Source organism: Novosphingobium sp. CCH12-A3 (assembly GCF_001556015.1).
Lineage (GTDB): Bacteria > Pseudomonadota > Alphaproteobacteria > Sphingomonadales > Sphingomonadaceae > Novosphingobium > Novosphingobium subterraneum.
Genome location: NZ_LSIA01000165.1, coordinates 21,765 through 40,751, shown reverse-complemented (window position 1 = coordinate 40,751; position 18,987 = coordinate 21,765). Strand labels below are relative to the sequence as shown.

8 protein-coding genes are annotated in these 18,987 nt (G+C 62.6%); all 8 read right to left on the bottom strand.

Going from position 1 to position 18,987, the window contains the following annotated elements:
* Positions 1 to 269 precede the first annotated feature (269 nt).
* Positions 270 to 536 carry a hypothetical protein gene (locus AX703_RS12905; protein ID WP_062344578.1) on the bottom strand — a complete coding sequence of 89 codons (267 nt, stop codon included), beginning with the start codon at positions 534 to 536 and terminating at the stop codon, positions 270 to 272.
* Positions 533 to 835 carry a hypothetical protein gene (locus tag AX703_RS12900; RefSeq protein ID WP_156452047.1) on the bottom strand — a complete coding sequence of 101 codons (303 nt, stop codon included), beginning with the start codon at positions 833 to 835 and terminating at the stop codon, positions 533 to 535. Before AX703_RS12900 ends, AX703_RS12905 begins: the two co-directional genes overlap by 4 nt.
* Before the next feature lie 105 nt (positions 836 to 940).
* Positions 941 to 2,239 carry a site-specific integrase gene (locus tag AX703_RS12895; protein WP_255355061.1) on the bottom strand — a complete coding sequence of 433 codons (1,299 nt, stop codon included), beginning with the start codon at positions 2,237 to 2,239 and terminating at the stop codon, positions 941 to 943.
* Between the two features lie 260 nt (positions 2,240 to 2,499).
* Positions 2,500 to 2,823 carry a hypothetical protein gene (locus tag AX703_RS12890; protein WP_062344572.1) on the bottom strand — a complete coding sequence of 108 codons (324 nt, stop codon included), beginning with the start codon at positions 2,821 to 2,823 and terminating at the stop codon, positions 2,500 to 2,502.
* A gap of 112 nt (positions 2,824 to 2,935) precedes the next feature.
* Complete coding sequence (locus AX703_RS12885) at positions 2,936 to 6,019, bottom strand: CHAT domain-containing protein (protein ID WP_231735523.1); 3,084 nt, start codon at positions 6,017 to 6,019, stop codon at positions 2,936 to 2,938.
* Entirely contained in the window at positions 6,016 to 14,295 is an 8,280-nt protein-coding gene (locus AX703_RS12880; RefSeq protein ID WP_156452046.1) for a hypothetical protein, read from the bottom strand. Before AX703_RS12880 ends, AX703_RS12885 begins: the two co-directional genes overlap by 4 nt.
* Positions 14,295 to 15,992, bottom strand: a complete 1,698-nt coding sequence (locus AX703_RS12875; RefSeq protein WP_231735522.1) for a ShlB/FhaC/HecB family hemolysin secretion/activation protein — start codon at positions 15,990 to 15,992, stop codon at positions 14,295 to 14,297. Before AX703_RS12875 ends, AX703_RS12880 begins: the two co-directional genes overlap by 1 nt.
* A 256-nt stretch (positions 15,993 to 16,248) precedes the next feature.
* Positions 16,249 to 18,984, bottom strand: a complete 2,736-nt coding sequence (gene secA, locus AX703_RS12870; RefSeq protein WP_062344563.1) for a preprotein translocase subunit SecA — start codon at positions 18,982 to 18,984, stop codon at positions 16,249 to 16,251.
* Positions 18,985 to 18,987 lie beyond the last annotated feature (3 nt).

Below are 18,987 nucleotides of genomic sequence, written 5' to 3'. Positions count from 1 at the left end.
CACCAGCGGCACCTCAGTCTGCACCGGAAATTACACCACGACCGCGGACGCTAACAACCATTCAAATGCATCACCAGCCGGAACTAATTGCTCCAGAAAATTCTCGTCAATCGGCATTCCCGCCTCCCGAGCGGTTCCCAAGGGCCAAGCGGGGAAGCGCATGGGAAGTGCGCTTGTCGGCTGGCCTGCCTATCCCCGCCCGATGAATATGCACCCTTTTGTCAGTTTTGACAGTGAGGGCCTAAGGCGTTTCCACCAAATCCGGTGTTTCAGATTTGTGCCTCCAGCACCCGCCAGCCGTTCGCAGTGCGATGCCCGAGCATCATGGCCGCGCGCTTCACTTTGGCCCGCTCGGCTGGGTGACGCAGGCCAAAATAAGCCCGGTGCGCTGCAATGGCTGTTTCTGTCTCGGGCAGATCGGCGTCATTGAACCAGCGAGGAATGCCCCCACCTTCCGATAGTGCGCCGCTCGGTTCCACCAGCACCCGCCCGCCATTTGCAAGATAGCCGCGAAGGGCCGTTTTCCAGTTGGTCATTGTTCAAGCTCCTCGAATGCGCGCGCAAGATCACATTGCTCCCCCACAGTCAGCACAGTTGCACGGGCTAACTCCAGTGCCGCGCTGCCAGCTTCACCACCTTCCGAGCGCGCCAACCGGTCGATGATTCTTTGCCGTGTGTCGCGGTCCAGTTCAGCCAGGATGGCGAAGGCAAGACACAGTTCGGGGGTCCGGGGCGTTTCACGAATGATCGCAGCCCGCCGCGCCGCCTCACGGTCACCCGGAAACTTGAAGGCGAAACGATTCCCGCTTTGCGCCCGCAATTGTTTCCGTGCCACCCGCCCGGCTTGATTCTGGGGTTGCTGCACTTGCCGGGGGGCAGCGGTGAAAGGTAGTAGCTTCCCCGCTGGCCCGCTTTCCTCGGGACTAGCCCCGCAGAAACTCTAAGCCGCCTCCCCTGCCCGCAAGGGTGTGACGTTCGCCGCTACGCCTGAGAGAGACGGGGCAACGAAACGGCCCCAAGCATCCATCAGGGCGCGGCGCATGTCCCGCAGATCGCTGCGCAGATAGGCTTGTTCCGTGGCATTGCCGACTTTGTGGGCCAGCGCCATTTCAGCCACCATTGCGGGAAGGGTCGGCATGCGTTCCGCTGCCCAATCGCGGAAAGATGAACGGAAGCCGTGCACCGTCTCAGATCGGCCAGCCGTCTCCAGTGCCTTGGATAGGGCAGCATCGGACAGCGCACCGCCTCGCAGGCCCTTGAATATCAGGCCCGCTCTCAGATCATTTTCAGGCGTCCAGCGCTCCAGCAATGCCACCACAGCATCGGACAGCGTGACAACATGGGGCACCTTCATTTTCATGATGGCGCTAGGACGCGTCCAAGTGCGGGCCTCTAGGTCGATTTGCTCCCATGTCGCTTGCCGGACTTCGCCCGAGCGCGCCGCTGTCAGGATCACAAACAGGACAGCGAACCGGCTGGCCGTTTCCGCCTTGCCCCATTCCGACGCAAAGAACGCCGGAACCTCAGCATAGGGCATCGCTGCGAAGCTACCCCCGCGCTTTTGCCTGGACAGCCCGCTGCGAAGCTCCCGAGCGTCCGGCAAGGCATCAGAGCGCCAGCCGCGCGCCTTGGCAAAGGCCAGCACTTGCCCAATTCGTGAACGCACCTTGCGGGCCATTTCCGGCTTGTCGGTCCAGATCGGGGCCAGTGCTGCGATAACCTCCGCACTACCGATCACATTGACCGGCATAGCCCCCAGCTTGGGCAGGGCATGCTCCTCCAGCGAAGTCTTGAAGGCCTTGGCAGTCTTGTCCGCCCAGCCGCTCTTTAGGGCTTTGTGCGCCTCCTCCAGCGCCTTGGCGAAGGTCGGCACCTTCACCCGTTCACGGTCACGTTCTGAGATGGGGTTGCTTCCGGCCTTGGCGAGCTTGCGCAGGGCCGCTGCCTTTTCCCGCGCCTCAGCAAGGGTAAGCCGTTTGCGCAGCATCAGGGGCGTTTCGTCCAGCCGCTTGTCACCCTCGGCAAAGGCCTTCCGGCCCGAGCCATCATCAAGCGAACCTAGGCCAATGTCACGGCGCTTCCCGTCAACCTGAACCCGCAACATCCATGACTTCGCCCCGGTCGGTGCGCAGATCAAGAAAAGACCGTCGCCATCCTGATAAGAGCGCTTCACCGCTTTGCCGTCACGCCCCATGCTCGGCTTCGCAGCTAGCACCGCTCTTTGCGTCAGCTTCCCCACAGTGCCACCTTTCCACCTGTCACCACATTCTTCCCCACACTAATACGTGGTTTTCGGTGGCGGTCAATGCACAGCGATGCACAATGGTCTTTAAGAAATGCCGTATTTTCAGGGGTTTTCGTGGCCTAGGAAAATCTTGGGTGGCCCTAACTATCGATCCTACTCAGGGAGCCACTTTCTTCCAACCATTTCAGCATCATGCCCCGCCCTTCATTGGGGGCGTGGCGGCCGCGCCGGTGTTGGCTGGCTTTGCCCTTGCCTCAGTGAAACACGCCCAACCTGCCCTGCAGAATGGCATCGAGCACTGCGGGATGGAATGGTTCGACGAACCGCAGCCTGATCCTGAACGCAGCACTCTCCTCCACAATCGCCGCCCGTGATTCGAGCCCCGTGAAGGTCAGCCATACCATGGTGCCCGGGCTCGGATTCTCGAGGCATTCGATCTGCGCGTGCGTGCTGGTCAATTCGTGGGCGTTAACCTTGGCCCTGAAGATGCCGCGGCGATAGGCCGCCGGGATCGGGCTTTCAGGAACGGCCGGAGACCACGGAGAGCGGCGTGCCGTGCCGTTGTTCTCAAGCCACATTGCGCATCTCCGATCCTGTGTTTCCGACAGGATTGAGGACGGCCCGTTAACCGCAAAGTTCAGCCCGCAGGATCACCTGCGGGCCTTTACGTACCAGCATCGAAAGCTGCGCTTATCGCGAAGCCTGCGTCGTCATCGGTGCATTGCCGGTTACCAGCGGCTTTGCGCCGTCGCCCACGATGATGAATGCAGCCCAATAGAAAGGATGGGACGTATTGGGATCGTCCATCAGCTTTTCCTGAGCCCCCTCCAGAGCACTTGCGAGTTCTTGCCCGGGCCTGGAATCGATGACACCGCCGATCAGACGCTTGGTGGCGTCGAAGTCGTCCGGCACCGGCCAGTGGCTGGCAATCACCGAACGCGCACCCGCGCCGACGAAAGCGCGGACCAGCCCGTCGAGCGCATAATTGCCGCCGGTGGTGACGCCCGCCTCCCGGCTGGCTGCCACCGTTGCCATCCCGGCCGTATCGCAGGCTGAAAGGATCACAAGGTCTGCATTCAGCTTCAGGTCGAAGATTTCGCGGAAGCTCAGCAGACCATCAGAACCCATGTCCCCGAAACTGGTCACCAGCGCGGGGCGTGCCGGGCAATCCGCGCGCGGAGCCGTGACAAGGCCGTGCGTCGCAAAGTGCAGCACGCGATACTGATCGAGGTCACTTTCGCTCAGTAGGGCGCTGTCGCTGAACTGCGCATCGGTCTTCACCGCGCTACCACCCAGGCTGAGCTTCTTCTGCGCGAAGAGCAGCTCGTCGGCAGAGATCGGATTCTGCCAAGTGGCCAGCGGCCAATCGCATTCATCCGCCACCGCCGCCATCGGCCGTTGCGTGGGCTTGGCATTATGCCCCAGCCCTAGGTAATTGCGTGGTGCCCCCGATGCCGCAAGCTTGCGAATGTCGAGGAATCCGCGCGGGCTCACCGCAATCGAAACCTCGCGCCCACGGCCCAGCCACTCGACACCGGTGAAGTCGAAGGGATCGCCGTCCGGGCTCTCCATCCGCTTCTTGTATTCCGCGATGCCCTTGTCGCCGGCTACCAGAACCGTTGGCGGAAGCTGCAGCATGGCGCCATCCGGTTCGAAGATCAGATGACGCGTGCCGGGCAGCAAATCCTCAACCAGTCCGAAAACGGCCTTGTAGAGCGCGCGGGACTTGTCGAGGTCGAAGGGATAGTTGACCTGCTGGCCATTCTCGACCTTCACGATCGTATCACGAATGTCCTGAACCTGCCTGGCCAAGGCCGCTGGCGTCAGGCCAAGGTCCACGACGCGCGCATCGCCACTTGTCGCAAACAGACCATAGGCGCGGTCGCCCACCAGCGTCAGCTTGTAATAGGATTCCCCCGGCTTGAGTGCGGCCTGCAGTTCAGCCAGCTCAACGCCACGCGGCGCCAGCACGTTATAGCGCGGAAACGCCGCCAACTTGCTTACCAAAGCCGTCTGGTCGCGACGCAATGAGGCAAGGTTGTCCTGCGCCGCAACCAGCGCGGCTCTCTGCTTCTCGTCAGGCATGGCAACCGCTGAAAGCTGTTCGACCAGAGCCTCGGTGCGGGCGATGTCACGGGTGCGGACCAGCGACAGACGGAACAGCGCCGCTGCCTCGTCATTGCCTTCTGACATCTGGCGCGCCAACACTGCCTGCGTCTGGGCAACGCCCGGACGCTGAAGCACTTGCGAGGCCACAAACGTTGCCTTGGCTGCATCTGGTCCGTTGCTCTTGGCCAGCAACCCGAAATAGGGTCCGAGCAGATCGCGCAATGTCGTCCCGGCATCGGGGACCGACAGGCTTTCCTCTACGACTTTTCCATAAAGCGCAAGGGCTCCGGCCTCGTCGCCGCTGCGGCCAAGCCACGCCGCTTTGCGGGCCTGCGTGGCCAGCAATGCCGGTGATTGCGGGAAGGATGCACCGATCAGGGCAATTGCCCGGTCGAAAGCCGCACCGCTGTCAGCCTTGCGGCCCTGCGCTTCGGCCAGCAATGCCAGCTCTATCTGGATTTCTGCACGCAGCCAGCCGGCGGAGGCAACGCGCCCGCCCCGAACCGCTTCGAGCCTCCGGCTGGCGCCTTCAAATCCTGCCACTGCTTCATCCAGCCTGCCTTGAACGCGCGCCGCCGTTGCCTTCAGGGCATCGGCTTGCGCATCGAGGATCTCTGCGCGCTCAAGGTCCGTAAGCCCGGGATCGACCGCCCCCAGCCGCTTGAGCGACGAACTCTCGCGGTTGATCTGTTCGGCTAGCGGCGCATTGATCACCCCAGCCGCAAGGCTGGGCCGGTCATAGACGTCCCCGACGGCGCTCACGGGCGTTGCCAGTTCCTTCAGCGCAGCCGCAGCCTTGCGCTGGTTGAGCCGGTTAATTGCACGATAGTTACGGATCAGGCGCTGCGTCACGCCGTCCCCCCGCGAAAGCGCTCCGGCTGCTTGTGAAAGCAGGCGGTCGGCTGCCGTGAAGTTACCGAGATTGGATTGCTGCAGGCCCTGATTGGCCAGGGCTTCTGCAAGTCCTGCCCCACCGGTCGAGCGATCACGACTGGCCAACGCCTCGAAAAACTCCGAGGATTCGGCAAAGCGGCCGCCATTGTTGCGCAAATACCCTTCGTCCCGCGCACCGAGGCGATCCAGTTGCCCCGCCTGCACGCGCGCGAAGGCGGCAGGATCGCTGACCTCGGTCGTCGCCACGCGGATTTCGCCCGGCACCGGACTGTCGCTGACAACGCTCGCGAGAGCCAGTCGCAGCGCCGGATCATAGCCTGCAAGCCCTTCAACAAAGTAGGTGGTCCCGCCGCGCTTCACCGCATAGCGTTTGTATTCGACATTGGCGTTCTGGTCGCGGCAGTTCACTGCGCTAACCCGGCCCAGCGTTTCGATCGCGACGCTGCCTTCGCCCCCGCAAGCCAAAGTCACGCCGGGAAGGCCGGTGGGCTCGTTGCCCATGGAGATGTCCCGCCTCACGGCAATCAGACTGCCCACTGCCCCGGCGGCGTCTCGACAACTGACCCGGTAACCACGATCGAAGATACCGTCCAGCCGCTTGTCCAGCGGAGCATTCTGCGCGGTGCAGGTCACACCCGAACTGCCAACACGGAACGAGTTGCGGATCGACAGAGGCTGCTGCCCTTCGGCCGCCTGCAACGGCGTTGCCGCCGATGCCAGGAGTGCCGCCATCATGGCGCTGCTGCGAATTGTCTTTATGCGCGCGTTCACTGGGCGTCTCCTTCCGCGCTGTCCTCGTTCACGACCGACCCGATCAGGGCCGGATTGCCACTGCCGGCCACCGGTTGCTCGATTTGCCCCACGGGATCGAGAGGCTTGCTGTCGATCAGCTGCGGTGGCGGAGCGATTGGGCTGGAGGCTGCATCCTCCCCTTCGGTAGCCCGCTCCTCCTGCTGCTGCTCTTCCTGTGCAGGATCATCGCTATTCTCGTCAGAGGTCGGCCCAGACGGTTCTTCGACAAACGCCGGCGTGCTTCCCAGCGTTTCGTTGGAGATAATTTCAATCTGGCCCGAAATAGACCCGATGGTATCGGGGCCCTCCATGGCAGAAGCGCATGACGCCACGGAGAACAGGCAGCCGTTGATCTGGCTGTCAGCCGTGAAGGGCGTGAAGTCGGCGTCCGGCGAATTGACCACAAGGCCGTGTGCCGCCGCTCCGGTAACGATCCCGTCAGGGGTCTGGAAAGCGCCATTGACGACAATGGAAATTGATCCTGCCGCCGAGTTGGTCGGCGCGGTCACATCGGTCAGGTCGGCATCTGCAAGGAAGCCAGCCGGATTGAGCGTCGTGCCGGTGTTCTGGATATAGAGCGTGCCTGTCGGATAAAGGTCCAGCCCCAGGCTACGAAGCACCCCTTCCGGTCGCTGGACAGATGCCGGCGCATTCAGTTCGGCGATCCTGCCTTCGTAGAATGGATCTGCCGCAAGTTTCTCGAGAATGCTGCCCGACGCTACATGAATATGGTCCGCATTGATCTCCAGAACGCCACCGAGGGGGGCAGTGCTCCCCAGTTGGCTGGCCGAAGTAAGATTGATCGATCCTGTCGCGGCATCCAGCTCGAAACGGCCCGTCGTGAATTCGAGAACGTTGGACTGAGCAAAGCCGGTCCCGGTAATCGCGCCGACAACACGGATTGCGCCGCCCGGTATCTCCGTCTGCAGTTCGCCCGAGGCAAAGATGACTCTGCCGGTGGTGCCCGCCACATTGCTCGATCCGATGGCTCCCCCCGCCACCAGCGAAACGTTACCAATCAACATGTCCGTTGCGTTGGCAGAGCGATCCACCGCAGCGATGACCAACTCGCCGGTCGAGACGAGGCCGATCTCGGCATTGCTCAGTGCGTATCCGCCATTTGCGGCTAGCCCATCCCCGATCAGCGCGGTCCTGGTCGAATTGGAGATCAGGTCGACAAAGCCCGTCTCCGCCGTCTGGATACCCGAAAGGATTGTCTGGCCGGTCGGAAGGGTCGCGTTACCGTTGTCGATAATCGAAATGTCGCCGGACAAGATCCGGACCTGCGTGGCCAACCAGCGCCGTGCCACCGTCGCTGTTCCGGCGGCCTCGATCTTGATGTCGTTGAAGGACCGCATCCCTGCGCCGGAGAAGTCGCCCTCCGTGGCTACTGCGATCCGCCCGGCAATCGCTACATTGCCGATGGTGACATTGCTGCCGGTAGCTGCCGGGGTCGCCGCAAAGATTGCCGGGTAGTTGATACTTCCGGGCTGCGCGGTGGTCGGCAGCATGGAACTGCTCGCAATCAACAAGCGGCCCGTGGCATTCGTCAGTTGGCCCGTCGCGCTGAACACGGCCCCTGCCAGAGCGGTCTGGACGGATGCGGTTCCCCCTGAAAGCAGCACCACATCCCGGCCTCGCACCGTCCCGAGATTAAGCGCCGTGGCGCCACTTGCGAGGATGTCGCTTCCCGAAACGAGTGAGGCTGCGGTAATCGACTGATTGCGCGAGATAATCTCGATGCGATCGTTCTGCGCCTGAAGGCTCGAGAAGGTCAATGGACCGTTGGCCGTTATCCCTATCCGGCCGCCAGAAAACACGTTGCCCGTGGTCACCCCGGTCCCGGCGGCGATCCGCAACGAACCGACGCTTGAATTGTTGGAGATCGTCACCGCCCCGGTCAGGGCCACCGGGGTCGCACCGAACACCAGTTCCTTGTCGAACCCGTTCGTGGTCTGCCCCAAAGCCTGCATCGAACTGTTGGCGATGAGCGCACGGTTGACGACATTGAGACCGGTTATGGAGAGGTCACCAACCGAGCCGAGCAGTACGTCATACCCGACAACGGTACCAGTGCCGAGACCGCCACCGGACGCAACGCGGACGTCTCCGCTCGAGGTCAGGTTGGTTGGCGTGCCCGAGCCCGCCGAGACTTGCCCGACAGTCAGGCTTCCGCCCGCGGAAAGTCTCAATGAGTTGGAAACCGACAGGTTGCCGGTTGTCAGATCGCCTCCCGCGCCTGCTGTGAGGCTGCCGGAGCCGGACGAGTTTGTGATCCGGACCGCTCCGCCTACTGCGACGGGCGCTGCTGCAAATACCAGTTCCTTGTCGAAGCCATTGGCCGTCTGGCCCAGCGCGGCCATCGAAGCGTTGGCAATGAGGGTGCGATTGACGATCGAAAGACTGTCGATGGTGACGCCAGTTCCGGCCAGAAGCAGGGTGTCATAGGCTCGCACGAAGCCCGTCGTCACGCTGCCAACGGCACTGATTCCAGCGTCCGAAGCTGCAAAGATGGAACCTGTCTGGACGCTGCCGCCAGACGTGATCCCGACCGAATAGAGATCGCCGTTGCTGCCGTTCGGCGTGCCCGTTCCGGCCGAGATATTGCCGGTCGTCACGCTGCCGGCCGACTGCATGGTGACAGATGTCGCTGCTGTCATGTTGCCGGTCACGGTGACGCCCAGCGTCTCGAGATCTATGGAATCGCTGGATGTCAGGTCGCCAAGGCTTATGGCCCCTCCCGCCGTCACGTCGATTGCGCCGACGGCGAAGAGAGCACCCAGATCGATCCGCCCCAGTGCCTGCAGCGTTAGCGAGCCCTGCGTCGACAGGTTGGCATAGCCGACAATATCCTGGCCCGAAGAGAGGCTCAGCGAATTGGTGCCAATCAAAGTCCCGACGCTTGCCGGAGCCGTGCCCGGAAGAACCCAGTTGCCCGCGTCGATTGCCACATTTGCGGCTGTCAGCGTGGACTGATCGAGCAGGATCGAGAATGCATTGGGCGTCGAGAGGAACAGGCTGCCCGATAGGTCCGCGGTGGAGTTGGTCAACGAAACGTAGTCCGCAAGAGCGCCTGCAGCCACGTTATCGGCGATCGCGACGAACGAAGCATTCGTACCAGTCAAGCTGCCGCCATTCATCTCCATGTCGATGGCATCGCCGATGATGGTGCCGGTTCCAGAGGTCGCCCCCGTGCCTCCGACCGCAATCGCGCTGAAGCTGAGATCGCCTGCGGTCAGGCTGCCAAGTTGGCCCGGCTGCTGGAACCGGTGGGTAACCACCAGGGCCGCACCAGAAACCCGGTCGGTCGCGACATTAGTGCCTACAGTCGCATTGCCGCTGGAACCTGCAGTTGCGCCGTCACCCCCATTGCCGCCTGTCCCATGGGCGTTGAAACTGCCGCTGCCTGTGATGGTTACCTGGCTGCCGCGAACGAGCAATGTCGATCCACCTGCCGCCCCAAGGGCACCACTGCCGCCCGTTCCGAAGGACAGATCGCCTGCACCGCCATCCCCGCCGACGCCCGAAGCGCTGGTAAGCACAGACCCGAAGGTGGCCGATCCGGAGTTGATCGCGCCTGTAGCGAGCCCGCTGGCGGTTCCGAGTTGGACTCTACCGCCGGCACCAGCACCACCTGCTCCGCCGTTCAATCCGTCACCCCCGCTGCCGCCGAAGCCACCGGCAGAGACGTTGACGGAATTGATCTGCAATTGGCCATTGCCTGCAGTGCCAAAGATCAAGGCCGTTCCGCCAGTAGCATCGCCACCCGCGCCGCCATTGCCGGTGGGAGACGAGGCCAATCCGCCAAAGCCGCCAAATGCCGATGAATCGGCAACAAGATTGCTGATGGTTACAGAACTCGCGCCTTCGAGCGCGCTGTTGGCGAACACTTCGACCTCGCCACCTTGCGCAGCGCCGCCTGCGCCGCCGAACTGGCCGAAGCCGCCGAATCCGTCAGCGGTTGCGAATGTCTGGCCGAGAACGAGCGTTCCCTGCCTGGCTGAAATTCCGACGAACCCGCCGGTACCGACGCCGCCGGCAAAACTGTCGCCGCCAGTGCCTTCGGAAGTCACGAACGTGAACCCGCCGATGTCGATGCTACCGTTGTTGCCAAGGTCATCAGGCGTGCCGACCGTCAGCAATGCGGTGCCCCCGGTACCCGCGCCGCCGAGGCCGCTCGGTCCGTTGAGGTATCCGGCACCACCAAAGCCGCTCGCTTCGATGGTGGCGCCGCCGTCGATGGTGATGCTTCCACCGTCGCTGTAAAGACGGCTTGTACCGCCGGTTCCGTTACCACCGTTGGCCCCGACATCGCGGCCACCGCCACCCGTGCCGTCCGAGTAGATGGCCAATGTGCCAGAGATGCCCGCGGTGCTTGTCCCCGACGCGGTGAAGGATGCGTTACCACCCGCGCCGTTGCCACCGCTGAGCGACGTAAACTGATCGCCACCTTCGCCTGTCGCCGAAATCGTCACATCGTCGGCAGCGAAGGACAGGCCCGATCCGAGCCGCACGGCGATGTTGCCACCCGTGCCATTGCCGCCTGCCCCGCCGGACGATCCGCCGCCGCTGCCGAACGCCGAAAGATTGAGGCCTGCGGTGAACGATACCTCGTTCCCGGTGGTCGCGCCGTTCGAACCCAGATTGATGGAGCCGCCCACAGCCGTTCCACCAGCCGCGCTGCATGTAACGCCGCAAGTTCCGCTGTTGCCGCCGGTGGCATCGGCAAGCGCATTGAATCCGTCAGTGGAGGAGAGGACACTGCCGCCACGGTCGAACAGCAGGTTGATCGTCCCCCCTGTCGCCGAGCCGCCATTTCCGCCAGCGCCGGGCGTCGGACCTTCGCCTCCGTCTCCGCCTGCGCCGCCAAGCGCACCCGCGTTGATGATGACGAAACCGAGTTCGTATCCGCCTGCTCCGCTGCCGCCTGACGCTGCGAAAGAATTGAGATTGATCTGTCCGCCAAGCGCGGCCCCGCCGTTTCCACCGCGGTCACCGGTGGGAGAATTCATCGTTCCCAGAGCGCCGCTGCCGCCAACGCCGGACGCATTTGCGTTGAGTTGACCAGTGCTGATCAAGCCACCGTCGACAGCCGCATTCAGATTGATCGTGCCGCCCTGCCCGAGGCCGCCGTCGCCGCCGACTTCTCCTATGGGTTCACCCGTCCCGCCCGTTCCGCCACGGCCAGTCGTGCTGATCGAGACTGTAGGCGCGGTGATAAGCGTGGGCGCGGTCAGACTGGCGTTGGCATTCAGAGAGATGGTGCCGCCGCGTCCGGTGCCGCCATTTCCTCCGGACTGGCCATCACTACCTACTCCTTCGGAAAAAAGGTTCAGGCCGTCGAAGGAATCGACGGTCGAACTCCCGGCAGTGAACGTAATCGTTCCGCCTTGCCCATCTGCGCTGGACCGACCGCTACCGGCGTAACCGGTCGCCTCGAAGGTAATGCTGCCAGTCTGGCTGAGGTGAACCGTACTGCGGTTGGCATTGAACGAAATCGCCCCGCCGGTCGCGCCGCCAGCGCTGCCGCCGGACGCAAAGCCAAACACGTCACCGCCTGAACCGATCGCGCCGATATAGGAGATGCCGCTGGTCGCGAACGTAGCGTCAGCGATACCAATGTCGACCAGACCACCCTGGCCGAAACCGGCGATCATCCCCGGGCCGCCATAACCTTCTGCGACAAAGGAAAACGAACCGCCGGCCGATAGTTGTCCGCCAGTCATGGCTATCCGCGCGGTGCCGCCTGTGCCTGTGCCTCCCGCGCCCGTACCGTCAGACGCATCCCCGCCGCGTCCGGTTGCCGCGACGGCGATATCTCCGCTCGCCGCCAGTGACCCTCCGGTCGATACTCGCAGCCGCGCGAGCCCACCCGTTCCATCCCCGGAGGCACCGCTGCCGAACTGAGCGCCGCCACTGCCGTTGGCAGACATGAACAAGTGGGTGGTCTGGATGGTGCCGCCGTTGGCGAAAAGATCAACCGAGCCACCAGTCGCACTCCTTGCGTTCGTGGCATCGCCCGTATCCGCACCGATTGCGTTCGCTGTCATGGTGATACCGGTTGCAGCTGACAGGAACCCACCGTTTCGGGCTTCGACGGAGACGCTTCCTCCCAGGACCTGGAGGGTTCCTGGAGAGCCCGGCCCGGCAAAGCCACTTGCAGCTGCCGTGAGGTCATCGCTGACTGTGATACCCGTCGTGTCAGACAGCAATGTGACTGTACCACCTGTGGCGGCACCGGCCTGCCCGCCCGGTCCACCACCAGCATTGTTGTACGCGGACGCGTCGAAGTGAGCCTGACCGGCAATGCCTATGCCAATCCCGCTGGTTGCGGTGGTAACGACCGAGACGTCCCCGCCTTGGGCTGTTCCACCGAAAGTTTCCCCAATGCCAGATGAGGCATCGGCAAAGCCAGAGACACCCGCCAAGGAAATTGACGCCGTGTCACTTGCCATCAGGTTGACCTGTCCCCCCGTAGCGTTGCCCCCTGCCGCCGTTATCGAACCACCTGCACCGCCAAATGCCGTGAGTGACGACAGGCCACCTATAGCGATCGACGCATCGCCCGATGCTCTGATTGCAGCCAAGCCGCCGACGGCATTGCCCCCATCTACCACGCAGGTAACGCAACCGGAGCCTCCGGAAGCGTTCGCAAACGCCTGGACTTCTACTGGGCCGTCAATCGAGACCCCAGCCCCTCCCGTTCCCGTGGAAAGTATGGCGGCTGTTCCACCAAGAGCAGTTCCTCCCCCGACTCCGATCGTGCGTCCAATGCCGCCAAATCCGTTCGCCTGCAGGCTCGCGCTGCCTCCGATGTTGATTTGGCCACCGTTGTTGGCTTGGATGATTGCGAAGCCACCCTGACCCGTCCCGGCATTGAAGCCGGGAGAAAATTGTGATGCGCCAGATCCGATTGCAGTGAGGAGCACATCCCCTGCAACGTTGATTACCCCGCCATCGGTCGCGTAAAGCTCAGTGCGAAATGCGACAGCACTTACTGCCGGGTCAGTTCCCACAACATCAACATGCGTTTCGACATTGCCCGCCACATTGACCGAGCCACCGGCATTTGCGAACAGGCCTGAGGCGCCCCCAGTAGCCTCGATCAGGACATTCGCGGCAAAATTCAGACCCGCGCTGGTTCCAGAACCAAGGCTTACCGATCCGGTCGCGCGAGCAGTGAAATCAGACGTTATCTCGGCATCGCCACCAATCACGCTTGCAAGGCCCGTCCCCCCACCCCCGGATGGAGTGGAGACGTTTCCTGATATGACATCGCGGCCAGCCGAAAGCACGACGGTGTTGCCAATGACATCCGCCGCGCCTGCGATGTCGAATCCCAGCGAACTGCCGGCCCCGATGGCCATGGTGATGGCATCGTTCTTGGGGACGGCAACCATGTAGATGCGATGGAAGATGTCCGGGTTGGACGCCGCTGGGCCGGTTATCGTACCGTTGTTGCTCGCAACTGTGCCGGTTGCGCTTGTTCCGGAATCGACCTGAATGTCGAACAGGCCGTTGGGAGAAAAGGTGATTGTGGCAGCATCGGCAGCAACGAGCGCGGCGGAACCGTTGACAGTGATGGTGCCGTTGTTGGTAACCGACGGCGCAACCATGGCGATATAGGAGCCGTCCGTCGTCGCGCCGAGTTGAGCGCCGGCGCTGACCACGATCTGCGAGCCAGCCACGCTGACTGGCTGAAAGACATAGGCGCCGCTGGTGTCAAAGCTGCCGTCGGTCGTGCTGTAATTGAGATCCGATGTGGTGAGAACCAGATTGCCGACATCGAAGACCGACGATGCACCAATGAGGATGCCGCCAGGGCTGTAGAAGAAGACAGTCCCGCCCGGAGCAGAGCCGCCCGCAGCTGATTGCAGACGAGAAACGACCGTCCCATCAAACTGGATTGCACGTGTCGATCCCGAAGGGATGATGCGGTTGAGCACCGCAAAGTCGCCGTTCGATGCAGGGCTATTGGTAAACGTAGCCGTCGTGCCGGCCGACTGAAATATGATTGGCCCGCCCGTTGCTGCGGTATCGTTCGGCGTCCAGTTGATGACTGCGCTCGGGCTTGAAACGACGATGTCGGTCGTGCCCGAACCGGTGTTGATCGAGACAGAGCCGAACGTCGATGTCGGCGTAGCCTGGAACGATTGCGCCTGCGCAACCGAACCCGATGCCGCAAGTGCCGTCGCGAGAGCGATTCCGGAAGCCGAAAGCAGTTGCTTGCGGGGGGCCTTTACATGAGCGCGCATCAGAAGTTCCTCCACGGCAGCAATCGCGTGGTCAAAGTCATGAGAAAGCGGGGCTTGGAACGGCGGGCCTGGAGGCCGACCTTTTCCAGGGGCACAGCCAGCGTCGCCTCCAGACGGAAGCGGGAGCCAATGTCGGAGCGGAAACCGCCACCTGCAGACGTCAGGCGGTCGGATCCCGCAAGCCCCTTGTTCCAGACCCACGCGGCGTCTGCGAACACGAACGGCTGAACGCGGATTTCTCGGCTGCTCCCGATCGGAAGGCGCGGTCCCCTGAATTCAGCCGTGGCGCCCACGGCATCATCGCCGATCAGCTCTCCCGGATCGAACCCGCGACCGATCGTGAAGTTGCCGGTCGAGAATTCCTCGAACGCGAACAGCGGCTTGAAGGCGTACTGGGCACGAGGGGCGAGAAGGAACGACACCTTGCCAAGCGCGCGCTCGTATTCACCCTGCCAGCGCACGACCGTAGCGGTTGGCGAGGCATCAGCACGGCTGGCGGGTAGTGCCGTGGCACATGAAGCGCCTGCGCATGGCCGCGTCGCGTCAAGGATGGCGAGCCCCTGGCGCGCTTCGAACGAAGACGCGAGGCGCCATCTCGGCTGGGCGTGGGACGTGTCGACGGCATCCATGTCCAGTCGGCCCCATGCCACGCGGATCTTGTCCTGCGTGAGTGGCGCGATCAGGTTGACGTCCTGATTGACTAGATCGAAGCCACCGCTGAGCCAGATGTTTCGTGCAAGCGAGCGCTGGAGCGGATAACGGGCATGAAGGCTGGCGTAGAGCGTACGCGCATCGAGCGAGACATTGGCCGGAAGCCCCGCCACATCGGGCTTGGTCCAGGCATAGGTGAACTGGCCACCGACGACGAGGCCACGGGAGCCGGGGCGGAACTCGTGGCTGCCCTGCAGGATATGCTGCTCCGAAAAATCGGACGTCGCATAGTAGGACAGCGTCGTGACATCTCCCATTCCCGTCAGCCCGTAGAACTGGCCGCGGAGCTGTCCGCCGAATCGACCGGTAGCCTCAGACGCAAGGTTCTGGATCGTCAGGTCGAGAGCATAGGGTTCGCGCAATACGCTCACCTCGGCCACGAGATCGCCCGCTCCGGTGCCTGCGGGCTTCAGCGTCAGTTGGACATTGTATCCCGGCAGATCGCGGGCCAGCAGAAGGTAGCGTTCGGCGCGGCGCTGATTGAACACTTCCTCGCCGGTCAGGGCGCCAAGGTATTGCTGCAGTTTCTTCTCGGCCCCTTGAGTCTCACCGCGGGCTCGGACGGTGGTGATCCGGGCATAGATCACTTCCATCCGGACCTGACCGTTCTCGATCTTCTGGGTCGGCACCTGAACGGCAGCAAGGTAGCCCCTGTTGCGCAGCATGGTTCCTGCAGCGTCACGGATCTGGCACAGGACAGAGATCGGCTGCGGCGTTCCCGCAAGCGGCTTCCACGTCTCGGAAAGCTCGTCCGGTGCGATCTCCTTCAGGTTGTTGAAGGTAACTTCGCTCAGCGTAACCCTGATGTCCGCATATTGCGGGTCTTCCAGCGGACAGGGCGAACGCTCGATCTCGTTCCTGACCGAAAGGCGTGGCGCAGATTGAGGAGCCTGCCCTGTGATGCCGCGAAGTTCATCGCGCGATGGCGGAGTGGTAGCCTGGCCGGGTGCCGATTGCGCGAGCGCCGGAACTGTAGTGGAGGCCATCGCCGCAAAGGCAAGAACGCCTCCGCTTGCCAGCAAGCTCCGCTTGCGCATCTCCCTGAACGTCATTCTGCAAGTGCCCCCGTCGGATAACTCTTCGACGCGGCCCGTTCTGTTCTGTTTATCGCTCGTTCATGTTTAGCAACAAATGCGGATCGTGCAATCGCCGAGGACCGGCGATTGCACAATAACATTTGTTTCAAGCCCTTGAATCAAATCAGCTTGACCGAGATGCCCTCGGCAAACCTGAAACCAGTGGTCAGGCGGCAACGCCATGGCAGTGCTTGTACTTCTGCCCCGAACCACATGGGCATGGCGCGTTGCGGCTGATGCCCTGGCCCGCATAGGGATCCACCGCCGACGAACCGACGGTCAGCCCGCCGCCAGCCTGCGGAGGCAGAGCGCCGAACATGGTTGGCGCCGGCGCCAGAGGAGCCGCGTCGTTCTCACCCGTGAAAGGATCGATGTGGCTCGTAAGGAAATCCGGCAGTTCGGGCAGCTGGAATTCCTCGGACGGGCGAAGGCGGATCTCGCTGGTCGTGAGAATGCGCGTAACATCCTCGCGGATGGCATCGAGCATCTTCTCGAACAGGCCGAACGCTTCCTGCTTGTACTCGTTGATCGGCGTCTTCTGTGCGTAAGCGCGCAGGAACACGACCTGGCGAAGCGCGTCGAGCGTCGCGAGGTGCTCCTTCCAGTGATGATCAAGCCGCTCAAGCAGGATCGACTTCTCGAGGCTGCGCCAGGCCACCGGATCGATCTCGCCGATCTTGCGGTCCATATGCTCGTCGGCGAGCGTCTGGATGCGCTCCTCGATGGTATCCGGCTCGATCGCCTCTTCCTGCATCCAGTCCTCGATCGGAACCTCGAGGCCCAGAACATCGCGCACCCTGCCCTTGAGGCCTTCGACATCCCACTGTTCGGGATAGGAGCCGGGAGGGCAGGCGTCGCCGACGATGGCGTTTACCGTATCGTGACGCATGTCGGTCACGACATCGCCCACGGCTTCGGCATCCATGATGTCGGCGCGCTGCTCGTAGATGACCTTGCGCTGGTCGTTCATCACGTCGTCGTATTCGACGACCTGCTTGCGGATATCGTAGTTGCGCGCCTCGACCTTCTTCTGCGCGGTCTCGATAGCCTTCGACAGCCACTTCGAACCGATCGCCTCGCCATCGGCAAGGTTGTTGTTCATCATCTTGGCGAAGAGCGTGTCAGGGCCGAAGATACGCAGCAGATCGTCCTCGAGGCAGAGGTAGAACTTGCTCATGCCCGGGTCACCCTGACGCCCCGAACGACCGCGCAGCTGGTTGTCGATGCGGCGGCTCTCATGACGCTCGGTGCCGATCACGCACAGACCGCCGGCGGCAAGCACCTTGGCTTTTTCCTCGGCGACCTCGGCCTTGATCCGGGCAATCCCGGCATCGCGCTCCGGGCCTTCCGGCAGATCGCGCAACTCGTCCTCGATGCGGAACTCGACATTGCCGCCAAGCTGGATGTCGGTGCCGCGGCCCGCCATGTTGGTGGCAATGGTCACCGCGCCAAGGCGGCCCGCCTGCGCCACGATGTGCGCTTCCATCTCGTGGAAGCGGGCGTTCAGGACGTTGTGCTTCACGCCTTCCTTGGTCAGGAATTCGGAAAGCAGCTCCGACTTTTCGATCGACACGGTGCCGACCAGCACCGGCTGTCCGTTCTCGTACTTGTCGCGGATCAGCTTCGCGATGGCCGCGAACTTGTCGAGCGTGTTCTTGTAGAACTCGTCTTCCTCGTCGATGCGCTGCACCGGCACGTTGGTCGGGATCGAGACGACGTTCATCTTGTAGATGTCGAAGAATTCCGGCGCTTCAGTGGCAGCCGTGCCGGTCATGCCCGAAATCTTCGGGTACATGCGGAAGTAGTTCTGGAACGTGATCGAGGCCATCGTCTGGTTCTCGGGCTCGATCCGCACGCCTTCCTTGGCTTCTACCGCTTGGTGCAGGCCGTTCGACCAGCGCCGGCCATCCATCATGCGGCCGGTGAACTCGTCGATGATCACGACCTTGTCGTCCTTGACGATATAGTCGATGTCTCGCTTGAACATGACGTTGGCCTTGAGAGCCTGGTCGAGATGGTGGACCACCATCGTGTTCTCGACGTCATAGAGGTTCGAGCCGACCAGCAACCCGGCTTCCTCGAACGCACGCTCGACCCACTCGACGCCATCTTCGGTGAGCGTGATGTTCTTGGTCTTCTCGTCCGCCTCGTAGAGATCGGGCTGGATCTGCTTCACGATGGCATCAACCGAGATGTAAAGGTCGCTCTTGTCGTCGGTCGGTCCGGAAATGATCAGCGGCGTGCGCGCCTCGTCGATCAGGATCGAGTCCACTTCGTCGACGATCGCGAAGTTGAACGGGCGGTGCACCATCTGCGACCGTTCGTGCTTCATGTTGTCGCGCAGGTAGTCGAACCCGAGTTCGTTGTTCGTCGCGTAAGTGATGTCCGAATTGTAAGCCTCGCGGCGCTGCTCCTCGTTGAGGTTCGGCACGATCACGCCAACCGTCAGCCCGAGGAACCTGTAGAGCACGCCCATGGTCTCGGCGTCGCGGCGGGCGAGGTAGTCGTTCACGGTGACGACGTGGACGCCCTTGCCTTCCAGCGCGTTGAGATAGACCGCCAGTGTCGCAACCAGCGTCTTGCCTTCGCCGGTGCGCATCTCGGCGATCTCGCCGCGGTGAAGCACGATGCCGCCGATCATCTGCACATCAAAGTGACGCATCCCGAGCGTGCGGACCGAAGCCTCGCGGACTGTGGCAAACGCTTCGGGCATGATGTCGTCGAGCGTCTTGCCCTCGGCCAGCATCTGGCGGAGCTTCGGCGTCTGGGCAGCCAGTTCCTCGTCGGAAAGCGCCTGGAGGTGTGGTTCATAACCCGCGATCTGGCGAACGAGCTTGTCGAGCGACTTGACGTAACGATCGTTGGAAGAGCCAAACAAGGCCTTGGCGATTGAGCCGAACATGGG

Bases quoted from the DNA above. Each gene is read 5' to 3' on its own strand.
- AX703_RS12905 (WP_062344578.1), bottom strand. From the start codon at position 536: ATGACCAACTGGAAAACGGCCCTTCGCGGCTATCTTGCAAATGGCGGG.
- AX703_RS12890 (WP_062344572.1), bottom strand. From the start codon at position 2,823: ATGTGGCTTGAGAACAACGGCACGGCACGCCGCTCTCCGTGGTCTCCG.
- AX703_RS12880 (WP_156452046.1), bottom strand. From the start codon at position 14,295: ATGCGCGCTCATGTAAAGGCCCCCCGCAAGCAACTGCTTTCGGCTTCC.
- AX703_RS12875 (WP_231735522.1), bottom strand. From the start codon at position 15,992: ATGGCCTCCACTACAGTTCCGGCGCTCGCGCAATCGGCACCCGGCCAG.
- secA (WP_062344563.1), bottom strand. From the start codon at position 18,984: ATGTTCGGCTCAATCGCCAAGGCCTTGTTTGGCTCTTCCAACGATCGT.